Raw genomic sequence first — 25,585 nt, 5'->3', positions numbered from 1 at the left:
CGGCCTCCTTCCGATTAGAAATCGTCTGTATAGTTAGTTGTAAAGGACTCATAAGAAATTTCTTCATCTGGGTTGTTCCGTAATTCAACAATAATATCAAAATGGCTGTAATCGTAATTGGATTCCTTAATAAATATGTCCGGATGCTCAATTACTTTAGTTGATGGCATAGCCATAATTTCCTGAAGCAAGCTGTAATGCTTTTCATTTGAACGAATCGTACTGACGATGCCATCAATGATAAAAATCGTATTCGGCTGCATTTCATCCTCTGACATCTGGCTTCTAACCGTCTGGCGCAATAAGGTGGAGGACACAAAGGACCATCGTTTGTTCGAGCATACGCTTCCTGCAATAATGGATTCCGTCTTCCCAACTCGCGGCATCCCTCTTACTCCTATAACCTGATTGCCGTCTCGTTTAAACACTTCACCCAAAAAATCGACCAAAATGCCCAGCTCATCGCGTGTAAAACGAAACGTCTTGCGATCATCAGAATCACGCTCAATGTAGCGTCCATGGCGCACTGCCAAAATATCTACAATTGTAGGCGTTCTCAGTTTGTTAACAGTAATATTATCTACTTTTTGCAGCATTTTGCCAAGCAATTCAATCTTCTCATCATCGTCAGTTTGAAGCAGCATGCCTCTTGTTCTATCTTCCACACCGTTAATTGTCATAATATTAACCTCAAGCATACCGAGCAATGAGGCGATATCTCCAAGTAATCCCGGGCGGTTTTTATGTATTTTGTATTCCATGTACCATTGTTTCGATTCCAATGCGTTCACCGTCCTAAACCTGTTCTTGTAGAAGTATGTAAAAGAAGATTACATACATCATGAAACATAATTCTACAAGTTTCGTCACAATCCTGCAACCCAAAAAGAAACATTGCAGAAAAGCCTCCTAGAGGAGGCTCTTCTGCTTCTGCTTTTGTTAAGGAAGATGACGATTTCGTACGATTGCTGCTAAGACTCCTGAACGAGCTTGACCATTAAGCATGCAAGTGTTTTGCGTTCTGCTTCATCGCCGGCGTCCCATAGCTGCTTCAATACGCGTTCTTCCTCATTTTTCGGATCGACCTTCTCGTCGAGAAAAGTACCGATTTCGTAAGCTAAGCTTGAAATCGTTTCTTCCGTCATGCCGATTTTTTTGGCTTGCGATACGCGCTCTGCCAAAAATTGCTTCCATGTTGCAAAATTAGAAAGTACGGTTGACATGTTTCTTCGCCTCCTAAGGGTATAGAAAAAAATCATCAACAGTCATATGATGCGTAAACACTGTTCTAATTATGCAACAAGCTTGTCCCAAGCAGCAGCAGCCACCGACTACGTATGCCATCCGCCATTCGGACTAATGACTTGGCCCGTAATATAGGAAGATTCCGGCAGTGCAAGAAAATAAACAAGTGAAGCAATTTCATCTGTTGAGCCAAAACGTCCAACCGGAATTTCCTGCTGAATAGCTGCCTTTTCCTCCGCATTGAACCCATCCATCATTTCTGTCTCAACTGCACCAGGCGCAACCGCATTGACAGTAACGCCTGTCGGCGCCAGCTCTTTTGCCAGCGCCTTAGTAAAGGCGTTCATGCCACCCTTCGTCGTGGAATAGAGAACCTCGCACGAAGCACCTGACATTCCCCAAATAGAAGAAACATTTATGATGCGGCCAAAGCGCTGTGCAATCATATTCGGCATAAATAGCTGCGAACAAAGGAACATTCCTTTTAGGTTGACCGCCATCACATCATCCCATTCTTCCTCTGTCACATCCATTAACATGCCATAATGTGAAATTCCGCCATTATTAACCAATATATCGGGAAGCATATTATGGCTCTCCAGCTTCTCCCGCATCCGCTCCAGCTGCTCCTTAGAGCGCAGATCAGCAGAAATGGTTAACACATTCGCGCCAAGAGCCATGCACATCCGTGCCGTTTCATTTGCTGTTTCATGAGATTGCAAGTAATGGATAACGATATTTACGCCTTCCGCAGCAAATCGTTTAGCAATAGCTGCTCCGATGCCGCGGCTTCCCCCCGTAATAAGAACCGTCATCTGTTGGAGCGTCTTCATTTTGAAGGCTGTTCCACAATGGATACTGCAAGCTGATCAAAATCAAAATGCTCGCGGAGCCGTTCATTCACTTGTTCAAGTGTACATTTCTCATAGAAATCGAGGACGTCGAACATGTCGCTGTCACGGAATCGATATCTTGTAAATTCACCGGCAATTGCTTCTGGGGAGTTAAGCATGCGCAAATATCCACCGATTTTTTTACGTTTGGATCTTTCAAACGCAGTAGGCTCAATACCGCTTACCAAAACGGCTTCAACCGCCGTTCGGATTTGCTTTATAAGCTCATCAGGATTTGGAGTATCTCCGCCGATAACGGAGAAAGCATAACCCGTGCTCGAATTATACTCGCTTCCAAATGAATCTGAGATCAGATCATTTTCATACAACTGCTGATAAAGCTTAGAGCTAGGTCCAATCAAAGCATCCAACATCAGCTTGGTCGTTACTTCTTGACGAAGAAGCGCTTCCCCTTCAAGACCTGTCTGCTTTTCTTTGAAGCCCAGCATGCATTTAGGCAATGATACAGGAAGCTCCGTTACCTTACGCGCAATTTTCACTGTTTCCGGCTCTTTCTCAAAATAACGTTCAATCGGTCCTTGTGGTTCAAATGACTTGCTATTTTGATTGTCGCGGACAAGCTGGAATACTACCTCCGCCTTCACTCCGCCAACAACAAACAACAACATGTTTGATGGGTGATAAAACGTTTCATAGCAGCGATATAGCGTTTCCTTATCTATTTGCCTGATGGACTCGACAGTGCCGGCGATATCAATATGAACAGGATGCTCATGATAAAGCGCATCAATCAATCCAAAATAGACTCTCCAATCCGGATTGTCGCGGTACATATTGATTTCTTGCTCAATGATCCCTTTTTCCTTCTCCACATTTGTATCCGTAAAATAAGGGTTCTGAACAAAATTGATAAGCGTCTCTAAATTCGCGTTAATTTGCTCCGTTGCCGAAAACAAGTATACGGTTCGGTCAAAGCTCGTAAAGGCATTAGCCGATGCACCTTGAGAGGCAAATACTGCGAAAATATCGCCTGTAGGCTCTTCGAACATTTTATGTTCCAAAAAATGTGCAATACCGTCCGGCACTTTTACAGGCGGCTGGCTGCCAACTGAAAAACGGTTGTCAACGGAACCGTATTTTGTAGAAAATGTCGCGTACGTTTTATGAAAGCCTTCCTTCGGAAGCACGATAACTTCAAGTCCATTATCAAGCACTTCACGATACAAGGTTTCCTGAACATTTGGATAATTTAGGGTCTGCACCTTTTATGCCTCCTTTCGATCGCGCAAAAAGTAAATCGTATCGAGCTGTACTTGCTCTGCAACCTTAACGATATCCTCAGCTGTTACCGCTTGAACCTGTTCAAGCAGCTGCTCTGCACTTCGATCTTTACCCGTTAACACGCCATTAAAATCATAAGCAATCATCTCATATGCTGAGTCTTGAAGCTCACGAAGGTGATTGGATATCATCGCCTTGGTTTGGTTCATCTCAAGTTCCGAGAGATTTCCTTGACGCATACTTTCAAGCTGCTCTTTAATAATCGCAACTGCTCGCTCGTAATTTGCAAACTCAATTCCGGATTGAATTGTGCATAACCCTTTATGTCCATCAAGACGGGATGCAGCGTAATAAGCCAAGCTCTCTTTCTCGCGGACATTCAAGAAAAGCTTCGAATGAGGGTATCCGCCTAAGATGCCGTTGTACATTAATGCAGCTGGATAAGCATCGTCAACATACCCGACTCCCGTACGAAGTCCTAAATTCAGCTTACCTTGACTCACTTCCATCCGTTCTGTAACCTGTTTTACTTCCTTAACAGGGTGGTGGATGTTAGGCGTTGAATAAGCAGATGGTGAACCATCCTTCAGCTTGAAGGCGCTCGACACAAGCTTCGTTACTTCCTCAAGCGTCGTATCTCCAACGACATACAAGTCAAGCGCTGCATTATCCAGCCACTGCAAATAGGAATCATAAAGTGACGATGAGGTAATGGATTCGATTTCAGCAAGCTTACCTAGTGGATGCAAACGATAAGGCTCATCCGCGCACATTTCTTCCAAGCAGCGCTCAGCAGCGTATCGAATTTTATCATTTACGATCGCCTCTAAACGTTTTCTGAGCGTCGTTTTTTCGGCATCTACATACTTCTGATGGAAACCATTCTGATCTATGAGCGGGTCTGTTATTACATCACCTAGAAATTGCAGCGATTCTGCAAGAAGTGGAGTATCGGATGAAACAAACTCATCATTTATGACATCCATTCGAAATTGAACGATCTGAGAGTCGCCTCTTTTATATACATCAAACCCAAAGCCTGCTCCATATAAATCATCAAGCTTCTCACGAAAAGTAATCGTTTCTGGTAATTTCGCCGTGCCTCTTCTCAGTACAAACGGAATAAGAGCAACCGGTGTTACTGTTGCTTCTTCAAGTGAAAGTCCCGCAAATAACGAAATGGCAAACGTTTTGAATCGTTTTGTAGGCAATACATGCAGACGAATGCGCTGCAGCTGCCCTCTTTCAAATGTGGACACTCGGTTTGCTCCTTTCAACGGCGCGTTATAGAGTAAATCTATTCCATTAAACAAATCACTATACCATTCTAACCTATAGGAAATGGAAGAAGCAACCACTGCTGCACTAGGCAGTAACGGCTGCTTCCTTTCGAGAATGGCTTATAGTTACATACAGAATATATGCTTGCCGATTGTTTTAATTTGTGTTCTTGTCCAGATCCATTTTGAGGTTGCTGTTTCTGGATTGAAATAATAAAGACAACCGCCAGACGGATCTTGGCCGTTTATGGCATCCATAACTGCCTCGCGCGCTTTCGCATTAGGCGTGAGCCAAATTTGACCGTCAGCAACCGCTGTAAAGGCACCAGGCTGGAAGATGACACCATAAATCGTGTTGGGGAAACTTTGAGACTTCATACGGTTAATGATAACCGCTGCAACCGCGATTTGGCCTTCATACGGCTCGCCTCTTGCTTCACCGTATACGGCATTAGCCATAATCTGTATGTCATTTTCCGACAAGCCTAATCGGTTGGAACCTCCAATGGGTGCCTTATTGCCGGAAGAACCAGCATTTTCTTTACCGCCAGAATTAGAACCGGAAGCAGGCGGGGCTGCTGCTGATGGCGTCCATTTTTTGGTTGCTTCCCAGAGCTTCAGCTTTGTTTTGGCACCGACAATACCGTCCGATTTAAGCCCAAACTTCCATTGAAACCAAGTGACCGCATTTTTTGTGCTCGATCCAAACTTCCCGTCTATATCACCTTTAAAATAACCGAGGTGCTTTAGCCGTCCTTGCAATTCTTTTACGTCTTGTCCAGTTGAGCCTACCGTTAAGGTGGCGTTGCTGAACGTTTCCTTTACTCCGTCATGCTTTCCGCTCAGTAACGAAAAGGAACCGAACAACAACAGCACGATAATCGAGGTCACCAAAATCAAACGATTTCTCATGATGGGATCTGCCTTTCTCTTGCAAGTTAGTTCGCTTAAGGTAGCGTTACCTAACTTTAGTATGAGAAGTTGATCCCACTTCTATGCACTTCGTTCCGTTTTCTGCAAACTTCGGTATTATGAGCTAGCTCTTCCAGCTTGAAATTGATCGAGTGTAATTAGCACTTCCCGCGGCTTACTGCCTTCATAAGGACCAACAATAGAGCGAGCCTCCATTTGGTCGATTAATCTTGCCGCTCTAGTATAGCCAATTCTCATCCGCCGCTGCAGCAAGGAAACCGATGCCTGCTTCGCTTCCAATATCACTTGTACCGCCTGATCATAAAGCTCATCGAGCATTTCGTTCCCATCCGTTGTTTCCTCTTCAACTTCCGGTACAAGATCCTCTTTATACTGCGCTTCGGCTTGACCGCGTGCGTAGTTTACTAATGATTCTACTTCCTGATCGGATAAAAAAGCCCCTTGCACCCTGATCGGCTTCGACATCCCAACCGGCAAGAAAAGCATATCACCGCGACCAAGCAGCTTTTCTGCTCCTACCATATCAAGAATGGTGCGAGAGTCTACCTGAGAAGATACACCGAAAGCAATACGGGAAGGAATGTTTGCTTTAATAACGCCCGTAATGACATCGACTGATGGCCGCTGCGTTGCAATGATAAGATGAATACCAGCTGCACGCGCCATTTGAGCAAGCCTTGCAATGGAGTCCTCTACATCGTTTGCAGCAACCATCATCAAGTCAGCAAGCTCGTCCACAATAACAACGATATAAGGAAGAACAGCTGCAGGATTATCGGCCATTAAATTGTTGTAGCCTTCGATATTACGAGTTGCGGATTTTGAGAAAAGCTCATAGCGGCTTTCCATCTCAACAACAATTTTCTTTAGAGCCAGAGAAGCACGCTTAGGATTCGTAACAACAGGAGCGAGCAAATGCGGAATTCCATTGTATACGTTCAGCTCAACCATTTTTGGGTCAATCATAAGAAATTTAACCTCGTCTGGCGCAGCCTTATACAAAATACTCGTAATAATGCCGTTAATACAAACGGATTTACCCGAACCTGTAGCACCTGCTACAAGCAAATGGGGCATTTTGGCTAAGTTGCCTACGATCGTCTGTCCCGATATATCTCGGCCGAACGCGATAGACAATTTGGACGCAGCATTTTGAAACGCAGTGGTTTCCATTACCTCCCGCATCGTTACGACGGAAACCTCCATATTTGGCACTTCTATCCCTATGGCTGATTTCCCCGGAATCGGTGCCTCCATCCGAATATCCTTAGCTGCTAGCGCAAGAGCGATATCATCCGTTAAACCAACAATTCGGCTAACCTTAACGCCTGTTGCCGGCTGAACTTCATAACGAGTTACTGCTGGCCCGCGAACAACATCCAGTACCTTGGCACGTACGCCAAAGCTTTCCAGCGTTGCCTCCAGCTTTCGGCGAGAGTCGTACATGTCGGATGCATCTGCATTTTTGCTCATTAAATTCGGTTTAGTAAGCAGTGTAAAAGGCGGCAGCAAGTAAGGCTTAGGTGCGTTCTCTTCGGCAATAGGACGTTTCGGAATCGGTTGCTCCGTATCTTCCTCATACATAAGCGCTTCTGAAGAATTAGCACCAGCCTCGATTATTTCAGGCTCCAATAAATCCGTATCATCATCCTCAGCCTCTTCCAGAGTATCGTTTAGCAGCTCTGAATTTGCCAATTCCTGGATAGGATTCGTTTGGTTCCATGCTTCATCACGATTAGGTACAAGCGGCTCATGGTCGATTATAAGACCATCACCAGCATTTTCCCATGGCGGCGTGCTGTCATGCTCATGAATATCTGGAGTCAATTCTGTATGTAAATCGGCGCCGGATTTCTCCCAAGGCGGTTCGATATCATTTTGCCAGGCTGGCTTCACGCTTGCAAGCGTGTCCGTTCCATTTGGCTCGAACACCCATTCATCCTGCGGATGAATGGATATATCAGACTCTTCCTCATCTTGATCCTGTCTCCAAGAGAAAAACAAGGATCTTCTCTTCTTCTTCTTGGGAGGAGCAGCAACATAACTTTCATGATCGTCATCAATCGTTTCATCATCATCATCGAAATCAGCCTGTCCAACATTGGCACTCGCTTGTGCTGCTGCGGCAGCACGCAGGGAAGCTCTCTTCTCCCATTTAGCTGCAAGCAGCTTGAACATGCGATTGCCACGGGTCGTAACCAATCTCCCTAACTCCACATACGACTTACCTGTCATAAGCATGATAGAGATCGCGAACATAACAAACATAATAAGCTTCGCGCCATAATACCCGAATAAAGAGAAAAATAATGAATATTGAATAGCGCCTACAAAACCACCGCTTATTTCTTTGTCTCTGATCGGCAAATCATTTTCGGCCGGTACACTTATTAAAGATAATTTCAAATCGCTGCTAAGCTGATTAAAAATCTTCGACCCTGTCAAATCAACCGTAGGGCTCAGCTTTTGATCAATTTCAGATATGGAGCTCATGAGTGTAAACGCCAGCACCATAATAAACAAACCTGTTCGCTTGTTCGTCCATCCTTTAGGCCAAGCGCGTTTGATCATGACCGCAAGTCCAATGACAATCCCAATTAGTGCTAATACAAAATAAAATTTGCCGAGCACAAGCCCAAACAGCTTGGATAACGAGCGCCCGACAGCCGCCTCACCAGAGAGGGCAATAATTGAAATTGTAATAAGCAAAATTCCATATACTTCATATTTTAAGTTTGTGCCAATTGATTTTTTTCGTCTCTTTTTCTTTGCCAAATCCGTCACCTCTGGTAAAAGATTATACCATAGGTGGGCAAATGTTCCTATGAGACATTTGCACGAACATTTGTTTGTTCATTATTTATAATTCACAATCGTGCCCGGCATTAAATTTGGATTGAGATAGTCATCGAGGCTGCAATCTAATAAACGAATAATTTTCCCCATTCCCGGTGCGATAGGAGTCACCTGCATCTTTACACCATTTGACCATACCTCTTGCGGTTGCTCTATTTCGTCATTAAAGCCCTCCAGCACAACCTCAAGAGGCATATTCGTATAAAGTGTCATTGGATATTCACCTCAATTCTGCCGAGCTTGGAAGCCTCAATTCTTCGGTTTAATTCCTTTAACGCCTCACCCAAGCCGCCAACGGCATCAATCAGACCATGCTTGACTGCATCTGACCCAATAACCGTAGTTCCTATATCCCGTGTAAGCTCCCCCGTCTTGAACATGAGCTCTTTAAATGTATGTTCCGTCACGTTCGAGTGCGAAGTTACAAATCGTACGACGCGCTCCTGCATTTTATCCAAATATTCAAAGGTTTGTGGTACACCGATTACTAAACCGTTTAGACGAATTGGATGTATCGTCATCGTTGCTGTCTCTGCAATAAACGACATATCGCCAGCTACGGCAATCGGAACACCTATGGAATGTCCTCCGCCAAGCACGAGCGTTACTGTTGGCTTGCTGAGTGATGAAATCATTTCAGCTATTGCCAGTCCTGCCTCGACATCGCCGCCTACAGTATTCAGAACGATAAACACACCTTCAATTTTATGATTTTGTTCAGCTGCTACGAGTTGTGGAATAAGATGCTCATATTTAGTCGTTTTATTTTGCGGAGGCAAAACGAGATGTCCCTCCACTTGCCCAATGATGGTCATACAAAAGATATTGGATTCCGTCAATGCAGGAGCCGCTGTCTGACCAAGCTGCTGAATCGTTTCGACAACAGCATTCGCCTTTTTTTTATCGTCTGGAATAGGTTGTTCAGGCTGCTCTGAAGTAAACTGCATGTTTGTGTGACCATTCATTTAAATATCCCCCTCTTATGTTGATGCTCGTCATAGTATGAGGTCTGGTCAAAAAATTATACAAAATACAGTCTAGATCTCTTGATTTGACAAACCAAGCAGAAACGGTTTCGGTTTTTACATAAAAAAAGAATCGCTTGTGTCCGCCGCGGCAATTGCGGAAAGGACAAGCGATTCTTTTCATTAATTATTTATATGTTAAACTTCCATAATGATTGGCAAAATCATTGGACGACGACGAGTCTGCTCGTACAAGAAACGACCAAGCGCATCCTTCACATTCGTTTTGAGCGATGCCCATTCATTTACTTTATCATTCATCAAACGTGTAAGCGTCGATGTTACGATGCGATTGGCTTCATCAAGAAGACCTTCGGATTCACGAACATAAACGAAACCGCGAGAAATAATATCTGGACCAGACAAGATCGCGCCATCTTGCTTGCTTAATGTAACAACAACGACCAAAATGCCATCTTGCGACAAAAGCTTGCGGTCACGCAATACAATGTTACCTACATCGCCTACGCCCAATCCATCAATCAATACGTTTCCTGCTTGTACTTTCGAGCCTTTGCGGCCGCTGCCGTTCTGGAACTCAACTGTATCACCGTTATCAATAACGAAAATGTTCTCGCGCTCAATTCCGATTGCTTCTCCAAGCTTCGCATGCTGACGAAGCATACGATATTCACCGTGGATAGGAATGAAGTATTTGGGCTTAATCAAGTTAAGCATAAGCTTAAGTTCTTCTTGGCTGCCGTGACCAGATACGTGAACGCCTGAAACGGAACCATTTCCGTAAATAACATTTGCGCCAAGGCGGAATAATTCATCAACAGTACGACCAACATATCTTTCATTGCCCGGGATTGGTGTTGCCGCAATAATGACGGTGTCGCCTGGTAAAATATCAACTTTGCGATGTGTCGAACGAGCCATGCGAGTAAGCGCCGACATCGGCTCGCCTTGACTGCCTGTACACAAAATAACAACACGATCAGCAGCTAATTTGTTTACTTCTTCCGGCTCAATAATCATTCCCTCTGGAATATTCAAGTAGCCAAGATCAGAAGCGATACCTACAACGTTAACCATACTGCGGCCAACAACCGCAATCTTACGTTTTGTTGCAATAGCAGCATTTATAATTTGTTGAATCCGATGTACGTTGGAAGCAAAAGTTGCTACGACAACGCGTTGTGACGATTTGCGGAAAATATCCTCTAGATTGTCGCCAACTTGTGCTTCAGATGGCGTGTATCCTGGACGTTCAGCATTTGTACTGTCTGACAATAGCGCCAAAACGCCGCGCTTGCCAATCTCAGCGATACGCTGCAAGTCAGCAAATTGCTCATTCACCGGCGTATGGTCAAATTTAAAGTCACCAGTATGAACAACAGTACCTTCAGGTGTATCCAAGCTGACACCTACGGAATCTGGAATACTGTGGTTCGTTCTGAAGAAGGATGCACGAATCGTGCCTAATTGAATTTCGCTATCAGCATTGATGAGAATACGTTTCGTTTCTCCGAGCAAGCCGGCTTCCTTCAATTTTCCTTCGATAAGTCCGAGTGTTAGTTTTGTTGCATATAATGGCACATTTAAGCTTTTTAGTACATAAGGCAAACCGCCAATATGATCCTCGTGACCATGTGTAATAATAATTCCGCGAACTTTGTCGCGATTTTCCGTTAGGTAAGAGATGTCAGGGATAACAATATCGATTCCGAGCATGTCCTCTTCAGGGAACTTAAGTCCTGAGTCAACTACAACGATATCATTGTTATATTGGATGACGTACATGTTTTTCCCGATCTCGCCAACTCCGCCTAGTGCAAAAATGAGCAATTTATCCTGGTTGTTCTTCTTAGACAAGTGTTTTCCTCCTTAAAATTTTGCGAAGCGAAATTCGCTTCGTAATCATTGGGTTAATTTTCGAAGCAAAATAGCTTTGTAAGCATTTTCTTAAATATTTCGAAGCGAACGGCTCCGTAAGCATCTAATTATTATTGCGAAGCTATAATGGCCTCGTAAGTATTGTCGTAATATGGAAAAGCAATATTTATTTTGTACGGATCCACAGGTAATTAATGCCGAACATTGTTTACCTATGCGTTGTTATCGTCAGATGCCGCTCTGACGTTAATTTCATTTCCAAATATTTGCCGCACCCAGTCACTTGAAATCATTATACATGAAGAAAAAGCTGGAATACAAGTGAAACACGATATTGCTATTATGCAATATGCTTCCCAAAAAAATAAAACCGATGCTGGATGCACCGGCTGCAATCAACGATTACGTGTATTTACACCAGTAAATTGCGTAAGAATGCGGCCTCAGCCTCGGTCACAGTAACAAGCGGAAGTCTAACTCCTCCAACTGGCAAACCTTTTAAGCCAAGTGCAAATTTCACGGCCACAGGATTAGGTACAGGATGAGGACAATTGAATAAACCTCTGAAAATTGGATGTAAAATACCATTTATTCGAGCAGCTTCCTGCACGTTTCCGTTCACATAGGCTTCGATTAATTGTTTCATTTGCGCGCCAACGACATGTCCCGCAACGCTAACGATTCCGTAAGCTCCAATAGCCAAAGCAGGAAGTGTAGCACTGTCGTCCCCGCTGTATACTTTAAATCCTGCAGGAGCACCACTAATAATTTGAGTTAATTGATCTGTTGAAGCACAATCTTTTGTCGCCACAACATTGTCGATTTGTGCTAAGCGAAGCGTCGTTTCGACAGAGATGTTGACTCCCGTACGACCTTCCACATTATACAAAAGAATAGGCAATTTTGTTGCTTCAGCAATAGCCTTAAAGTGCTGATAAAGTCCTTCTTGACTAGGACGGTTATAATATGGAGCAACAAGCAAAATGCCATCAACGCCTGCTGCTTCTGCGTCTTTTGTCAGATGGATGGAATGGGCTGTGTTGTTGCTGCCCGTACCAGCAATGATTTTGCAACGACCATTCGCATGCTTAACAGCAAATTGGAACAGTTCCAGTTTTTCTTCATCGGAGAGCGTCGGTGATTCGCCAGTCGTGCCTGAAACGACAAGACTATCGCTTTGCTGCTCCTCAATCAAATAATCAATTAATTTTGCTGTCGTTTCCCAATCAATATGACCGTCCGCATCAAATGGGGTTACCATTGCGGTAATTAGTCTTCCAAATTCCATCTGAATTCCTCCCAAAAAAGTTGCTCTATCGATGTAGCTCGAACTTCGCGTGCAGAGAACGAAGTGCCTCTACCATATCCGCTTCACGAACGAGCACCCATATCGTAGTATTAGAATCAGCCGATTGCATGATTGAAATGCCCTGCTCCGTCAGCGCTTCCACGATACGCGCCATAACGCCTGGCTCTCCATTCATACCACCGCCGATGACGGATACTTTAGCACAGCCTTTAATAGCTGAAGGTGCAAAACCGCATTCCTTCAGTACATCAACTGCACGTTTAGCATCATGATCAAATACGGTATAAACTGCACCGCTTGGCGTTACATTAATAAAATCAACACTAATATGATGTTTAGCCATAGATTGAAACACTTGCAGCTGCACATCATTTCGGCCTTCAATAGCCTTTACTGATATTTGAGTAATCCCTGCTGCATGGGCAATTCCTGTAACATGACGATCCTTAACCGCCAGCTCAGCCTTAAGCTCAGCTGAATCAGTTACTAATGTGCCTGTTTCACTTGAGAAAGTAGAACGAACACGGAGCGGTATACGAGCCTGCTGAGCAATCTCAACGGCACGAGGATGAATAACCTTAGCTCCTTGCCTTGCCATGTTGCATATTTCAGCATAGCTTACGACAGGAAGCGGTTTCGCCTCCTCGACTAATCTAGGGTCCGCCGTTAAAATCCCGTTAACATCCGTATAAATATCGACCATTTCAGCGCGCAGCGCAGCACCTAATGCTGTAGCTGAAGTATCGCTTCCGCCGCGGCCAAGTGTTGTCGTATCTCCTAATGCTGTGCTTCCTTGAAAACCTGTTACGATTACAACGGTTCCTTCACGTAAATGATGAAGCACCTTATCTGGCCGAATCTCTTTGATTCGGGCTTGCCCATACTGCTCGTCAGTAATCATGCCCGCCTGTCCTCCGGTTAGGACAACGGAAGGAATGCCGCTCGCAATGAGCAAGCTGCATAAAGCGGCTGCGGAAATAATTTCTCCGCAGCCTAGCAGCATATCTCGCTCACGCGCTGGCAGCCTGTCGCCATTATCACGTATAACCTGAAGCAAGGTATCCGTTGCGTAAGGATCGCCCTTACGCCCCATAGCAGATACGACTACGACTACAGCAAGGCCACTGCTGCGTTCTCTGGTAATATGACTAATTACGTGTTCTCTGGCATGATCGGTAGAAAGAGAGGTGCCCCCGAATTTTTGAATCAGGATGCGCATATTATAATCCTCCATGATCGATCCAGGGAAGAAGCAAGCTTTACTACCTTTTACTTAATACATTAACCTCTTGCGATATGTTCAGCGATTTGAACAGCATTCCATGCTGCTCCTTTGAGCAGGTTATCGGAGACGATCCACATATTAAGTCCGCGATCCGAACCAAGATCACGTCTCAAGCGACCAACAAATACATCCGGCTTACCGGCAGCATCAGTCGCAAGCGGGTATTGCTGATTAGCAGGATCATCAACGAGCGTAACGCCCGGTGCATCTGCAAGCAGCTGCTTAACCTCTTCCAAATCGTAGTCGTTTTTGAGCTCAACATATAAAGATTCCGAGTGACCGTAAACGACAGGAATTCGCACGCATGTAGCTGTAACCTGGATAGACTCGTCACCCATAATTTTTTTCGTTTCGCGAACCATTTTCATTTCCTCAAGCGTATAACCATTCTCTTGAAACTTATCAATTTGCGGAATCGCATTAAATGCAATTTGATGCTTAACCGGCAATGCGCCTACTGGAAGAATAGCTGGGTTTACCTCTTCACCCTGAAGTGAAGCTGCAGTTTGACGAAGCATCTCGTCAATAGCAAGATTTCCAGCACCAGAAACCGCTTGATAGGTGGAAACGATAATACGCGAAATACCAAAACGGTCTTGTAGCGGTTTAAGAGCTACTACCATTTGAATGGTCGAGCAGTTCGGATTAGCGATTATGCCCTTATGCTCGCTAACCTTCTCAATATTAACCTCAGGAACGACAAGCGGTGTGTTTTCGTCCATGCGATATGCATTTGTGTTATCAATACATACTGCACCATGTTTAACAGCATGTGGAGCCAATGCTTTAGTAACATCGCCTCCTGCACTAAACAAAGCGATGTCGATACCTTCGAAGCTTTCCGGTTTTGCTTCTTCAACCGTAAGCTCCTGATCTTTAAATGTAATTTTTGTGCCGGCTGAGCGAGCAGACGATAACAGCTTAAGCTCTCGGATTGGGAAGTTTCTGGATGCAAGTAATTTCAGTATTTGTTCTCCTACTGCGCCTGTTGCACCAACAACTGCAACGTTAAACAATTTCTGATACGACATCTGTTGTCGTCTCCCCTCTAACCGTGTGTCATGAATGACGTTCGACAAGCAGAGGCTGCAGCTGTTTGCCAGAGAGGGCAGCTTCGCATGCTTCCAAGACCAAATCCATTCTGGCAACAAGCGAATTAGGCTTCTGCACCGGGTTATCTTGGCCGAACGGTACAAAATAAATATGTTTAGCCACTAATAGCTTCGCTATGTTAGCGGCATTTAAACCAAGTCCATCATTTGTCGAAATAGCAAGAACCAGCGGACGGCCATTGCGCATTTGGGCTTTTGCAGCCATAAGTACTGCGCTGTCCGTAATCGCATTTGCAAGTCGGCTTGTTGTATTTCCTGTGCAAGGTGCTATGACAAGAACGTCCAGCAGCTTAGAAGGCCCAAGTGGCTCCGCCTGCACAATGGTCGAAATAAGTTCATTTCCGGTAATCGCTTTTAACTGTGTTTGCCAATCCTCGGACTTTCCAAATCTAGTGTCCGTTGTCATAAGTGTATTCGAAACGATCGGCACCACATTGGCCCCCGCATCGACGAACCGCTTAATTTCAGGCATAACTTCAGCAAACGTACAATGTGAGCCTGACAATGCATAACCCACCGTAATTCCAGACCAATTCATATCCCATTCCCCCGCTTAATCGTATCGTCCAAAATCAACTGAGATAAGCAATCCGCTATGATACGTCCAGCTGTTTTCGGTGCGACGATACCGGGTAGTCCGGGTGCGAGCATCGCTTTAATGCCACGCTTCTCAGCGAAGCGGAAATCTGTCCCGCCAGGCTTCGATGCGAGGTCAATAATGACGGCTCGCGAAGGTAAATTTGCGATAATTTGTGCTGTGACTATCATAGTCGGAATTGTATTAAAAAGCAAGTCAATATTGCTCACATGATGCAATAAACCACTGATGTAGAAAGGCTCAAAACCCATCTCTGCCGCTCTTGCGAACTGCTCTGAACGCCGTACACCGACCTTCACTTTGGACCCCAAACCTTGAAGTGTTCGTGCCATTGTAAAGCCTGTTCTACCGAAACCAAGCACCATAGAAGAAGACCCATGAATCGTAATATCCGTATTCTGAATGGCCATCATTAAGGCGCCTTCCGCTGTCGGAATTGAATTGTATATGGCAACATCATCACGGTCAAACAGCTCAACGAGCGACAGTGAATGCTGCTCGCATAGCTGACGCAAATAAGGCTTCGCCATCCCTGTATATACTGTGCAATGTTTTGGCAGCTTTGCAAAATGGCTGTCTGCCAGCTGCATTTGTCGGTCACTAAAAACACTCTGGATGATCCCTTGATCATCAGTGCCTACGGCAGGCAACAACAACGCATCGACGGATTCAAAAAGCTGTTCCTCAAACTCCGCTTGTACCGCTCCGTCGAGTGACGAATGCAAGCCGTCAAAACCCGAAACTGTGACAGCAGCATCAAGCTCAGTCAGCTTTCGAATTACCTCCAGCTGCCTTGCATCACCCCCAAGCAGCAGAACTTGAACGCCTGTTAGCATTAAGCTTCACTCCTTTCTTGCTAATAGCTCTAGATCATCTTATGCTTGCGCCCAGAGCGGGGTGAAAAAGAAAAAAAGATCGGGCATATGCCCGATCTTCTTCATACTCATTTATGAATTCATATCGCTTAAACGCCAGTATGTCCAAACCCACCGGCACCTCTTACGGTGTCAGGCAGCTCGTCAGCTTCTATAATCGTAACTGCCGGCACGAGTTGGAATACCATTTGAGCTATTCTTTCCCCGCGCGTGATTGTAAACGGCTGATCGCCTAAATTGACGAGCAGCACTTTCACTTCTCCACGGTAGTCCGCATCAATCGTACCTGGTGAATTCAAGCAAGTAATGCCATGCTTATACGCAAGGCCGCTGCGCGGTCTAATTTGCGCCTCCAGCTCCCCGGGCATTGCCATTGCAAAGCCGGTAGGAATAAGCTTACGCTCGCCTGGCTGCAATACTACAGGCTCTCCTACAGAAGCTTGCAGGTCAAAGCCAGCTGCCCATTCGGACATTTTTTTCGGTATGGCTATATCTTCATTTCCTTCTAATCGTTTAAACTGAACTTGATACAAATTGATCCCTCCTGAGCTCTGCTGCTGCTTTATCATTCGTTCCGACCATTGCAACGGAGAAAGGAGCAGCTAACATACGCTTCGTAACATCAACTACATCTGACATCTGCACCGAATCGATACGCTTCAACAGCTCATCAAGCGTGTAATGATGACCGAGCATCAACTCGTTTTTGCCCAATCGATTCATTCTGCTGCTCGTGCTCTCTAAGCTCAAAATCAAGCTGCCCTTCAATTGCTCCTTGCCGCGGTGCAGCTCATCCTCGCCTAATCCTTTTACAGATAGCTCGTTCATCTGCTCCATCGTTAAATCAAGCACTTCCTTCGTTTGCTTAGGCGCCGTTCCAGCATATAAAGTAAACAAGCCAGTATCCGCATAGGAAGTGTGATAGGAATAGACAGAATACGCGAGTCCGCGCTTCTCTCTTATTTCTTGGAACAGCCTCGAGCTCATTCCGCCCCCTATAGCATTGTTAAGAAGAATCATGGCATACAAATTTGAATCGGTAATCGAGCACCCTGGGAAAGAGACACATAAATGGTTTTGCTCTGTTTTCTTTTTGTAAAACAAATAATCGCCATGAAATGCCGGAGGCGTAATGATGGATGAGGCTGGCTTGCTATTCTTAAAGCTTCCAAAATATTGTTCCATTAACGCAAGCAAGCTCTGCTCTTCAACATTGCCTGCAACACTGATTACTACATTCTCAAGTGTATACGTATCGTTCATATATCCGCGAAGCGTATCAGAGGTCATGGCAGTCAAACGATCCTCAAGCCCCAATATCGAATAAGCAAGCGGGTGTTCACCGAATGCTGCGCGAGAGGCTTCGTCATGCACCTTATCATCCGGAGTATCCTCATACATAGAGATTTCCTCTAGAATAACATTTTTTTCTTTCGCCAATTCTTCCGGATCAAATTGGGAATTAAAAAACATATCCGAGAGAGCGTCTACGGCAAGCGGCAAATGCTCATCAAGCACCTTGGCAAAATAACACGTATATTCCTTCGAGGTAAACGCATTKACATTTCCGCCTATACCATCGAATAAATCCGCTATGTCCTTTGAAGTACGGCTTTCTGTGCCTTTGAACAGCATGTGTTCAATGAAATGGGAGATGCCGTTATTTTCTGGCGTCTCATTGCGTGAGCCCGTTTTGACCCATATGCCAAACGATACTGATCTTACTGTCGGTATGTATTCAACGACAACACGCAATCCATTGCTAAGTGTGTATTTGTTCATTAGTAGTCCTCCTCATGTTTTGTGCAGCAAAATGATCATTATTATACGTCTCATCATTTTGCCTTACAAAACTGACATCATATACATGTGACTCTAAACATGAATGTTTTTACTATAGCAGAATCAGTCCGCTCCCTCAACTTCAACGGGAATCCGCTTGGAGGAAAGCGTTTCACTAACCGTTCCTATTGCGTAGCCTTTTGATTTAGCTGTAGCAATTATGCCAGGCAGCGCATCTCGCGTTGTGGCTGTAGGATGCATTAATATTAGCGCTCCAGGCTCTAATTTCGCTGCAATTTTGCGCACAACGCCATCTGCCGGCGGTTTCTGCCAATCAACCGTATCAATGGTCCACAGCACCGTTTTTAACCCCTGCTCCTCGGCAATCTGGACAGTCGCTTGATTAAAGGAGCCCGATGGCGGAGCAAACCATTTGTTGTTTACGTTCAAGCTCGATTTCAATAAGGCTTCGGTTTTGGCTATTTGATTGTACTGCGCTTCCCTGCTAATCGCACTCATGTCAGGATGAGTATACGCATGATTAGACATTTCATGTCCTTCAGCTTGTATTTGCTTAGCAACATCAGCGTTTTTACTTAGCCAGCTGCCATCAAGGAAAAAGGTAGCTTTCACTTTTTCACGTTTAAGTGTTTTTAAAATGGAATCTATGTACTCATTGCCCCAAGCGACATTGATCATAAGCGATATCATCTTTTTGTTGGGATTGCCGCGAAAAATCGGATGTGGACCAAGATCATTTAGACTGATTTCGGGTTCAACCTCTTTATATACATAAGGAATGGTTTGAGAAGGCGGAGCAAGCAATGCAGCTTCGAGCGTTTTATCAACATCGACTTCCAAGCCGTTATACCCTGGAATAGCTCTCCAAACACGATCAATCCGCGCGTCTACTGGTGCAATATTCAGCTTATCTGCTTCTTCTGAAATTATGTTCAGCAGCCTCTGCTTCTCCGATTGCGTATAAGAATATTGTGCATAAACCATTTTATTATCATATTTTAAAGAAGAGAGAAATTTTGATATGTCGTCGTTCATACTGACGAATGCAAGCACTAGAAGCATACTTGCCACAATTGCAGTTGCTTTTCTAAGCATCATTATTCCCACTCCCATCTAAGTCCTCGCACGCTTTCTAAGCTTGACCTTATTTCGGCATGTTAATTCATATGTATGAAAAGTAGGACGAGAATATGCAGCGGCTGGGCAAGATGGTGACCGGATGTCGCTTAAAAAAACAAAAAGAGCCAGATCAAATCTGTCTCTTTTCTTCTTATTTATAGGACCGCCAAGCATTAAAAGCTTATTGCGGCGATGCTTCTGGCGTCATCAAAATTTTGGCAGACAAGTTAATACGGCCTTGTCCGTCAATTTCGGTTACTTTAACTTTGATTTGGTCGCCAATGTTAACGACATCCTCTGTTTTTGCAACACGTTCATTCGACAATTGAGAAATATGGACAAGTCCATCTTTGTTCGGCAGAATTTCAACAAATGCACCGAACTTCTCAACGCGCTTAACCGTACCCATATAAATTTCACCAACAACCACTTCTTTAACGATACCTTCGATAATCGATTTAGCTTTTTGGTTCATCTCTTCGTTTGAAGAAGCGATAAATACCATTCCGTCTTGCTCGATATCGATTTTCACGCCAGTTTCTTCAATGATTTTGTTGATGATTTTTCCGCCTGCGCCAATAACATCGCGGATTTTGTCCGGATTAATGCGAAGCGTCAAAATTTTCGGTGCATACTTCGATAAGTTTGGACGAGTAGTCGGCAAGCTTTCGAGCATTTTACCTAGGATGAAAATACGGCCTAGGCGAGCTTGTTCCAGCGATTGCTCCAAAATAGCGCGGTTGATGCCGGCAATCTTGATATCCATTTGAATAGCTGTAACGCCTTCAGCTGTACCTGCAACTTTAAAGTCCATATCGCCGAGATGATCTTCCATCCCTTGAATATCAGAAAGAATTGCAAAGTGATCGCCATCTTTAATTAGACCCATAGCAATACCAGCTACTGGCGCTTTGATTGGTACCCCTGCATCCATCATAGCAAGTGTGCTTGCGCAAATGCTTGCTTGTGAAGAAGAACCGTTAGATTCCAAAACTTCCGAAACAAGACGAATCGTGTAAGGGAATTCAGCTTCAGATGGAATAACTTTGGAAAGTGCACGTTCTCCGAGAGCACCATGCCCGATTTCACGACGGCCTGGCGGACGAAGCGGACGAGCTTCACCAACGCTGAACGGCGGGAAGTTATAGTGATGCATGAAACGTTTTGTTTCTTCAGGCGAAATGCCATCCAAAATTTGAACGTCGCCCATTGCGCCAAGCGTACAAATACTTAGTGCTTGTGTTTGTCCACGAGTAAACAGCCCTGTTCCATGTGTGCGAGGCAAAATTGCCACATCACAATCGATTGGACGAATTTCATCAAGCGAACGGCCATCTGGACGAACCTTATCATGAGAAATAAGACGACGTACTTCTTCCTTCACGATGTCATAAAGAACTTCTTTAACATCAGAGAGTAGTTCTGGCGTATCGATATATTGCTCTTCAAAGTGAGCAACTGCTGCGCTGTTAACTGCGTCAATTGCGTCTTGACGAGCATGCTTTTCTTCCACCTTAATCGCTTCAACCAAACCAGCAGAAGCATAAGCGCGAACATCAGCATTCACTTGCTCATTTACAGTATGTAGCTTAACTTCCATTTTCGGTTTGCCGGCTACAGCTTGCAGCTCTTCTATTTTTGCTACGATCTTTTTGATTTCGTCATGACCAAACATAATCGCTTCAAGCATTACTGCTTCAGAAACTTCGTTTGCTTCTGCTTCCACCATCATGATCGCATCTTTCGTTCCTGCGACAACTACAAAAATATCCGTTTCTACGCTTTGCTCCACCGTCGGATTAATAATGAATTCGCCATTAACACGTCCAACGTTTACTCCGCCAATTGGACCATCAAATGGAACATCAGAAATGGATAGTGCAGCAGATGTACCGATCATAGCCGCAATTTCTGGCGAACAATCTTGATCCACACTCATTACAATGTTCATGACTTGAACGTCATTCCGGAAACCTTCTGGGAATAACGGACGAATAGGCCTGTCCGTAAGTCGGCTGGATAAAATCGCCTTCTCGCTTGGACGGCCTTCACGTTTAATGAATCCACCTGGAATTTTACCAACAGCATACAAACGTTCTTCATAGTTAACAGTCAATGGGAAGAAATCCAGATCCTTCGGACCTGCTGACGCTGTTACCGTACACAATACGACAGTATCACCATACTGAACAGTGACTGCTGCATTCGCCTGCTTCGCAAGGCGGCCGGTTTCAATGGATAGCGGTCTTCCGCCTACCATCATCTCAATTCGTTGTACCATTTTATCCCTCCTAATTGTTATTCGATTAGTCTATTTCACTGCTAATTGGCAGTTTATTCCGAGTGTTTCCCTATTACAAAAAGCAACCCGAATCCGCTCATCCGTTATTCCCGGACGGCTGGACAACCAGGTTGCTTTTCTTTACGCATGTTTTAGCGGCGAAGGCCGAGTTTTTCGATCAATGCGCTGTAACGTCTAACATCATTGTTTTTAAGGTATGCAAGCAGCTTACGGCGCTGACCTACCATCTTGAGCAAACCACGACGGGAATGATGATCTTTCTTGTGCTCCCGCAAATGTTGAGTCAAGTTAACGATGTTTTCAGTCAGGATAGCCACTTGAACTTCCGGGGAACCCGTATCAGTTGCATGTGTCTTATGCGTCTCAATCAGTTCGTTTTTACGTACTTGTGTAATTGCCATCCTAATTCACCTCCTTCTTGATAATCGCCATTAGCCTCGAAGCCGTCGGTGAGATCGGACATCCAAGCTAAGGTTAAGTTTGTCCGTATGTCACACAAAATGTATGACTACTTACAACGTTTTATAGTATAACACATAAGGTAGACGAATGTCGAGGATCATAAATAAAGAATGCCCAACATCCGTTTTCACACGAATGGTTGATACGATTAGTTAGTTGTAACCATGAATCGCCTTCGCTTGCTCAGAATCAGATCCAATCTGCTCAACAAGCTCGGCAATGGAATTGAATTTTTTCTCCGAACGGATAAACGATAGCAATTGCAAACGCATATGCTCACCGTATATATCGCTGTTGAAGTCAAACAAATGAGCCTCCATTACAGGTTTCAGCTCATCTTTGTTAAAGGTTGGTTTTAAGCCATAGTTTAAAACACCAGGGTATGCGGTATCACCAATCCAAGCCATTACCGCATAAACGCCAAGCCTTGGCGCGATATATGGGGCATTAAATTGCAGGTTTGCTGTTGGGAACCCGATCGTACGACCTCTTTTGTCCCCATGAACAACGATCCCTTCAACTTCATATGGCCTGCCAAGCAATCGTTCTGCCAGTTCAAGATCACCTTGCTCAAGAGCTTCACGGATATAAGTACTGCTAACTTTTATCCCGTTCTCGATCAAAGGCTCAATGATATGAACAGAAATATCAGGCTCTGCCAGCTGCTTCAAAGTCTCTGCATTACCTGAGCCTTTGTGGCCGAAGTTGAAATCAAAGCCTACAACGACCTGCTTAGCACGAAGTGTGCGCAGAACCTCATTGACGAAGCGCTCAGGTGTTACTGAAGCAAACTCAAGATCAAACTTCATTATGAATACAAGATCTACGCCAAGCTCTGCAAATAACGCTGTCTTCGCATCAAAAGGCGTAAGGCAACGATAATATTGCTCACCTTGTCCGAGAACTTCCTTCGGATGAGGATCAAATGTCAAAACCGCTGATAGCATCTCGGATTCCTTCGCCGCATTTACAGCTTGGCGAATCACGTTCTGATGTCCACGATGAACCCCGTCAAAATGACCGATTGCTATGGAAAGCGGTTTGTCCAGCGACAACGTGGACAAACCGTTTAAAGGAAAACTTAATGGAATAATTTCCAACGCTGAAGCACCTGCATTTCCTATTAACTTTCTACAACGATAAGCTAAGCTGAAAACACTTTGATTGGCTTGAAAACATTTGCATTCAAATCAATCTGAAAAATACCTAGAAACGAGCTTTGATCATTATAAAGACGTATAAGTTGTCCATCTAAAGTCAATGCTGCATGTTCTACGGAATGGCTGAGACTAACTTTCTGTCCTTGCAGTGCAAGTTTCCCAAACGATTCTGGAATCGTCACACGATCCAAATGTGTAATGGCTTCATCGGCGGAAATGATATGTCCGCTTAATTCACCGGATTGCTGCAATTGCTCAATTTGCTCAAGCGTCAAACAGCTTTCCTTTGTAATACCGCCTGACATCGTTCGCGTCAAATGGGCCATCGTAGCAGGAACACCTAATGCTTTGCCGATGTCTACACATAACGTCCGAATGTATGTACCTTTTGAACAAACGACAGAAAACGAAATCTGAGGCTGATCAAGATCGAGCTGAGTATCAATGAGATCTATTTGATGAATCGTTACTTTTCTCGATTTCCGCTCAACGGTCTTTCCTTCTCTAGCTAACTCGTACAATCGCTTGCCATCAACTTTGACAGCGGAATACATGGGAGGTACTTGATCAATCTCGCCTAAAAACTGCGACAGCGCATGGCGAACATCTTCTTCTGTAACCGATATTGGCGTTTGCCGCTCAATAACTGTACCCGTTATGTCTTCTGTATCTGTTGCAATTCCAAGCTGCAATACGGCTTCATATGACTTAGGCCGCTCTTGCACATATTCGACTACTCTCGTTGCACGCCCAAGACATAGCGGCAATACACCCGTAACCATAGGATCAAGCGTTCCTGTATGACCAATTCGCTTCATCTTTAGCACTCGGCGCACTTTTGCAACCACATCATGAGAAGTCCAGCCTTCAGGCTTCCAAACTGCCAAAATGCCGTCCATCGCTTAAATCAACGCCTTTCTGACTGCTTCCACTAGCTCTTCAATCGAGGTCGTTAAAGAACCTTCAATCCGGCATCCTGCTGCACGCACATGACCGCCACCGCCGAATGCTTGCGCAATTGCGGCTACATTGGCTTTGCCTGCTGAACGCATGCTTGCTTTGACTGCACCGTCTTCCGTTTCTTTAAATAGAATGCCGACTTCAACTCCATCCACATTAAGCGCATAATTCACGATTCCTTCTAGATCTTCAGGAACAGCACCTGTATTGCGCAAATCATCTTTGCCAATATAGACCCAGCCGATCTCTAAGTTATCCGTAAATGTGAGGCGATTGAGTGCGAGCTGGAGAAGTTTGAGCTTAGCCATGGTCATTTTCTCAAGAAGATGATCAGCGAGCTCATTGCCGGACACGCCTAAAGCGAGCAAATGCGAGGCAATCTCCATAACACGCGGACTCGTGTTTGAATAACGAAACCCGCCTGTATCGGTCAACAAACCGGTGTAGATTGCTGTTGCGCAATTCACATCTAATGCGATTTCTGCCCTCTCGATTAAATCATACAATATTTCAACAGTAGCCGCAGCTTCTGCTCGTATAACATTTACGGTGCCAAATCCATTGTTTGTTGGATGATGATCGATATTAAGCAGCTTTGCATCTGGTGCAAAGCTGCTCGCTACCTCTCCAATACGTTTGAAATCCGCACAATCGACCGAAATAATGGCATCAAATGTTTGTTGAGTTACATCGCGCTTGTAATTGAGAATTGAATCAAATTGATGCAAGAAACGAAGTCTGGACGGCAGCTCGCTTTCATTTATCAGCACTGCCGTCTTCCCAAGTTTCTCAAGCATCCAGCCTACGACAACAGTAGAACTAATAGCGTCACCGTCAGGCTGTACATGTGATACGACCAAAAAATGATCGTAAGTTTTCATGAACGCCAGCGCTTCATCTAGCTGCATCGAATAGCTGCTTTGATTTATCATCGAGCTGAATTCCCATTGTTGATGTTTTCAAGCAATGCCTCGATGCGGCTGCCATATTCAATACTGCTGTCAAACTTGAACAGCAATACGGGTGTATGGCGAAGGCGCATGCGCTTGCCAAGCTCTGTGCGAATAAATCCAGTTCCGCTCGCTAATGCCTTAAGCGTCGCTTCCTTCTGCTCTTCGCTGCCAAGCACGCTTAAATACACTTTTGCTTGTGAGAGATCACTCGAAGTTTCAACACCTGTTACAGTAATGAATCCGATTCTAGGATCTTTCAACTCTGTTTGTATAATTTGGCTCAGCTCTTTTTTAATCTGTTCGCCGACCCGCCCTACTCGGATTTTTGCCATGC

At 44.6% G+C, this 25,585-nt stretch carries 24 protein-coding genes; all 24 read right to left on the bottom strand.

The features are described 5' to 3' along the window. Positions 1–14: 14 nt before the first annotated feature. A complete protein-coding gene (locus AB4Z45_RS21240) occupies positions 15–782 on the bottom strand; it encodes a DUF3388 domain-containing protein (protein ID WP_076269204.1) in 768 nt (255 codons plus the stop codon). A gap of 189 nt (positions 783–971) precedes the next feature. Beyond that, positions 972–1,223, bottom strand: coding sequence for a DUF3243 domain-containing protein (locus AB4Z45_RS21235; protein ID WP_076269203.1), 252 nt, complete (start codon positions 1,221–1,223; stop codon positions 972–974). A gap of 108 nt (positions 1,224–1,331) precedes the next feature. Next, positions 1,332–2,078: an elongation factor P 5-aminopentanone reductase gene (gene ymfI, locus AB4Z45_RS21230; protein ID WP_076269202.1), complete on the bottom strand. Its 747-nt coding sequence runs from the start codon at positions 2,076–2,078 to the stop codon at positions 1,332–1,334. Continuing rightward, positions 2,075–3,361: an EF-P 5-aminopentanol modification-associated protein YfmH gene (yfmH, locus tag AB4Z45_RS21225; protein ID WP_441911358.1), complete on the bottom strand. Its 1,287-nt coding sequence runs from the start codon at positions 3,359–3,361 to the stop codon at positions 2,075–2,077. The genes ymfI and yfmH overlap by 4 nt, the downstream gene beginning before the upstream one ends. A 3-nt stretch (positions 3,362–3,364) precedes the next feature. Beyond that, entirely contained in the window at positions 3,365–4,639 is a 1,275-nt protein-coding gene (yfmF, locus tag AB4Z45_RS21220; protein WP_441911356.1) for an EF-P 5-aminopentanol modification-associated protein YfmF, read from the bottom strand. A gap of 147 nt (positions 4,640–4,786) precedes the next feature. Further along, positions 4,787–5,572 (bottom strand): spore cortex-lytic enzyme, encoded by a 786-nt coding sequence (gene sleB / locus AB4Z45_RS21215; RefSeq protein WP_441911354.1) that lies wholly within the window; start codon positions 5,570–5,572, stop codon positions 4,787–4,789. 117 nt (positions 5,573–5,689) lie between these two features. Continuing rightward, entirely contained in the window at positions 5,690–8,368 is a 2,679-nt protein-coding gene (locus AB4Z45_RS21210; RefSeq protein ID WP_441911353.1) for a DNA translocase FtsK, read from the bottom strand. An 81-nt stretch (positions 8,369–8,449) separates the two neighbouring features. Beyond that, a complete protein-coding gene (locus AB4Z45_RS21205; protein WP_441911352.1) occupies positions 8,450–8,662 on the bottom strand; it encodes a YlzJ-like family protein in 213 nt (70 codons plus the stop codon). Beyond that, positions 8,659–9,396, bottom strand: a complete 738-nt coding sequence (locus AB4Z45_RS21200; protein ID WP_430055122.1) for a ClpP family protease — start codon at positions 9,394–9,396, stop codon at positions 8,659–8,661. Before AB4Z45_RS21200 ends, AB4Z45_RS21205 begins: the two co-directional genes overlap by 4 nt. A 216-nt stretch (positions 9,397–9,612) precedes the next feature. Then, the gene (locus AB4Z45_RS21195; RefSeq protein ID WP_053375776.1) at positions 9,613–11,292 is read right to left on the bottom strand and encodes a ribonuclease J; all 1,680 of its coding nucleotides are present in this window, start codon (positions 11,290–11,292) and stop codon (positions 9,613–9,615) included. Positions 11,293–11,725: 433 nt separating this feature from the next. Then, positions 11,726–12,601 carry a 4-hydroxy-tetrahydrodipicolinate synthase gene (gene dapA / locus AB4Z45_RS21190; RefSeq protein ID WP_441911351.1) on the bottom strand — a complete coding sequence of 292 codons (876 nt, stop codon included), beginning with the start codon at positions 12,599–12,601 and terminating at the stop codon, positions 11,726–11,728. A 25-nt stretch (positions 12,602–12,626) separates the two neighbouring features. Then, complete coding sequence (dapG, locus tag AB4Z45_RS21185; protein WP_339208970.1) at positions 12,627–13,841, bottom strand: aspartate kinase; 1,215 nt, start codon at positions 13,839–13,841, stop codon at positions 12,627–12,629. Between the two features lie 62 nt (positions 13,842–13,903). Next, positions 13,904–14,938 carry an aspartate-semialdehyde dehydrogenase gene (asd, locus tag AB4Z45_RS21180; protein WP_441911349.1) on the bottom strand — a complete coding sequence of 345 codons (1,035 nt, stop codon included), beginning with the start codon at positions 14,936–14,938 and terminating at the stop codon, positions 13,904–13,906. Positions 14,939–14,966: 28 nt separating this feature from the next. Beyond that, a complete protein-coding gene (locus tag AB4Z45_RS21175) occupies positions 14,967–15,557 on the bottom strand; it encodes a dipicolinate synthase subunit B (protein ID WP_076269194.1) in 591 nt (196 codons plus the stop codon). Further along, positions 15,554–16,453: a dipicolinate synthase subunit DpsA gene (gene dpsA, locus AB4Z45_RS21170; RefSeq protein WP_441881236.1), complete on the bottom strand. Its 900-nt coding sequence runs from the start codon at positions 16,451–16,453 to the stop codon at positions 15,554–15,556. Before dpsA ends, AB4Z45_RS21175 begins: the two co-directional genes overlap by 4 nt. A gap of 128 nt (positions 16,454–16,581) precedes the next feature. Next, positions 16,582–17,061, bottom strand: a complete 480-nt coding sequence (gene dut / locus AB4Z45_RS21165; RefSeq protein WP_441911347.1) for a dUTP diphosphatase — start codon at positions 17,059–17,061, stop codon at positions 16,582–16,584. Next, a complete protein-coding gene (locus tag AB4Z45_RS21160; protein WP_076269191.1) occupies positions 17,006–18,274 on the bottom strand; it encodes a M16 family metallopeptidase in 1,269 nt (422 codons plus the stop codon). Before AB4Z45_RS21160 ends, dut begins: the two co-directional genes overlap by 56 nt. A gap of 123 nt (positions 18,275–18,397) precedes the next feature. Then, positions 18,398–19,393, bottom strand: coding sequence for a polysaccharide deacetylase family protein (locus AB4Z45_RS21155; protein WP_441911345.1), 996 nt, complete (start codon positions 19,391–19,393; stop codon positions 18,398–18,400). Positions 19,394–19,595: 202 nt separating this feature from the next. Next, positions 19,596–21,695 (bottom strand): polyribonucleotide nucleotidyltransferase, encoded by a 2,100-nt coding sequence (pnp, locus tag AB4Z45_RS21150; protein ID WP_441911343.1) that lies wholly within the window; start codon positions 21,693–21,695, stop codon positions 19,596–19,598. A gap of 152 nt (positions 21,696–21,847) precedes the next feature. Continuing rightward, positions 21,848–22,117 (bottom strand): 30S ribosomal protein S15, encoded by a 270-nt coding sequence (gene rpsO, locus AB4Z45_RS21145; protein WP_053375765.1) that lies wholly within the window; start codon positions 22,115–22,117, stop codon positions 21,848–21,850. 213 nt (positions 22,118–22,330) lie between these two features. Further along, positions 22,331–23,278: a bifunctional riboflavin kinase/FAD synthetase gene (locus AB4Z45_RS21140; RefSeq protein ID WP_441911341.1), complete on the bottom strand. Its 948-nt coding sequence runs from the start codon at positions 23,276–23,278 to the stop codon at positions 22,331–22,333. A 44-nt stretch (positions 23,279–23,322) separates the two neighbouring features. Then, entirely contained in the window at positions 23,323–24,237 is a 915-nt protein-coding gene (gene truB, locus AB4Z45_RS21135; RefSeq protein WP_441911339.1) for a tRNA pseudouridine(55) synthase TruB, read from the bottom strand. 3 nt (positions 24,238–24,240) lie between these two features. Beyond that, the gene (locus tag AB4Z45_RS21130; RefSeq protein ID WP_441911337.1) at positions 24,241–25,230 is read right to left on the bottom strand and encodes a DHH family phosphoesterase; all 990 of its coding nucleotides are present in this window, start codon (positions 25,228–25,230) and stop codon (positions 24,241–24,243) included. Beyond that, entirely contained in the window at positions 25,227–25,583 is a 357-nt protein-coding gene (gene rbfA, locus AB4Z45_RS21125) for a 30S ribosome-binding factor RbfA (RefSeq protein ID WP_054028943.1), read from the bottom strand. Before rbfA ends, AB4Z45_RS21130 begins: the two co-directional genes overlap by 4 nt. Between the last annotated feature and the right edge of the window lie 2 nt (positions 25,584–25,585).

Origin of the sequence: Paenibacillus sp. MCAF9 (genome assembly GCF_052114265.1) — a bacterium.
GTDB lineage: Bacteria > Bacillota > Bacilli > Paenibacillales > Paenibacillaceae > Pristimantibacillus.
Note: the sequence above shows the minus strand (reverse complement) of the source record. Positions and strands in the feature narration are given on the sequence as shown.

Bases quoted from the DNA above. Each gene is read 5' to 3' on its own strand.
- asd (WP_441911349.1), bottom strand. From the start codon at position 14,938: ATGTCGTATCAGAAATTGTTTAACGTTGCAGTTGTTGGTGCAACAGGC.
- sleB (WP_441911354.1), bottom strand. From the start codon at position 5,572: ATGAGAAATCGTTTGATTTTGGTGACCTCGATTATCGTGCTGTTGTTG.
- AB4Z45_RS21155 (WP_441911345.1), bottom strand. From the start codon at position 19,393: ATGATGCTTAGAAAAGCAACTGCAATTGTGGCAAGTATGCTTCTAGTG.
- rpsO (WP_053375765.1), bottom strand. From the start codon at position 22,117: ATGGCAATTACACAAGTACGTAAAAACGAACTGATTGAGACGCATAAG.
- ymfI (WP_076269202.1), bottom strand. From the start codon at position 2,078: ATGAAGACGCTCCAACAGATGACGGTTCTTATTACGGGGGGAAGCCGC.
- AB4Z45_RS21175 (WP_076269194.1), bottom strand. From the start codon at position 15,557: ATGAATTGGTCTGGAATTACGGTGGGTTATGCATTGTCAGGCTCACAT.
- dapA (WP_441911351.1), bottom strand. From the start codon at position 12,601: ATGGAATTTGGAAGACTAATTACCGCAATGGTAACCCCATTTGATGCG.
- dut (WP_441911347.1), bottom strand. From the start codon at position 17,061: ATGATAAAGCAGCAGCAGAGCTCAGGAGGGATCAATTTGTATCAAGTT.
- AB4Z45_RS21205 (WP_441911352.1), bottom strand. From the start codon at position 8,662: ATGACACTTTATACGAATATGCCTCTTGAGGTTGTGCTGGAGGGCTTT.
- AB4Z45_RS21200 (WP_430055122.1), bottom strand. From the start codon at position 9,396: ATGCAGTTTACTTCAGAGCAGCCTGAACAACCTATTCCAGACGATAAA.
- dapG (WP_339208970.1), bottom strand. From the start codon at position 13,841: ATGCGCATCCTGATTCAAAAATTCGGGGGCACCTCTCTTTCTACCGAT.
- AB4Z45_RS21235 (WP_076269203.1), bottom strand. From the start codon at position 1,223: ATGTCAACCGTACTTTCTAATTTTGCAACATGGAAGCAATTTTTGGCA.
- rbfA (WP_054028943.1), bottom strand. From the start codon at position 25,583: ATGGCAAAAATCCGAGTAGGGCGGGTCGGCGAACAGATTAAAAAAGAG.
- pnp (WP_441911343.1), bottom strand. From the start codon at position 21,695: ATGGTACAACGAATTGAGATGATGGTAGGCGGAAGACCGCTATCCATT.
- truB (WP_441911339.1), bottom strand. From the start codon at position 24,237: ATGGACGGCATTTTGGCAGTTTGGAAGCCTGAAGGCTGGACTTCTCAT.
- AB4Z45_RS21130 (WP_441911337.1), bottom strand. From the start codon at position 25,230: ATGATAAATCAAAGCAGCTATTCGATGCAGCTAGATGAAGCGCTGGCG.
- dpsA (WP_441881236.1), bottom strand. From the start codon at position 16,453: ATGCTAACAGGCGTTCAAGTTCTGCTGCTTGGGGGTGATGCAAGGCAG.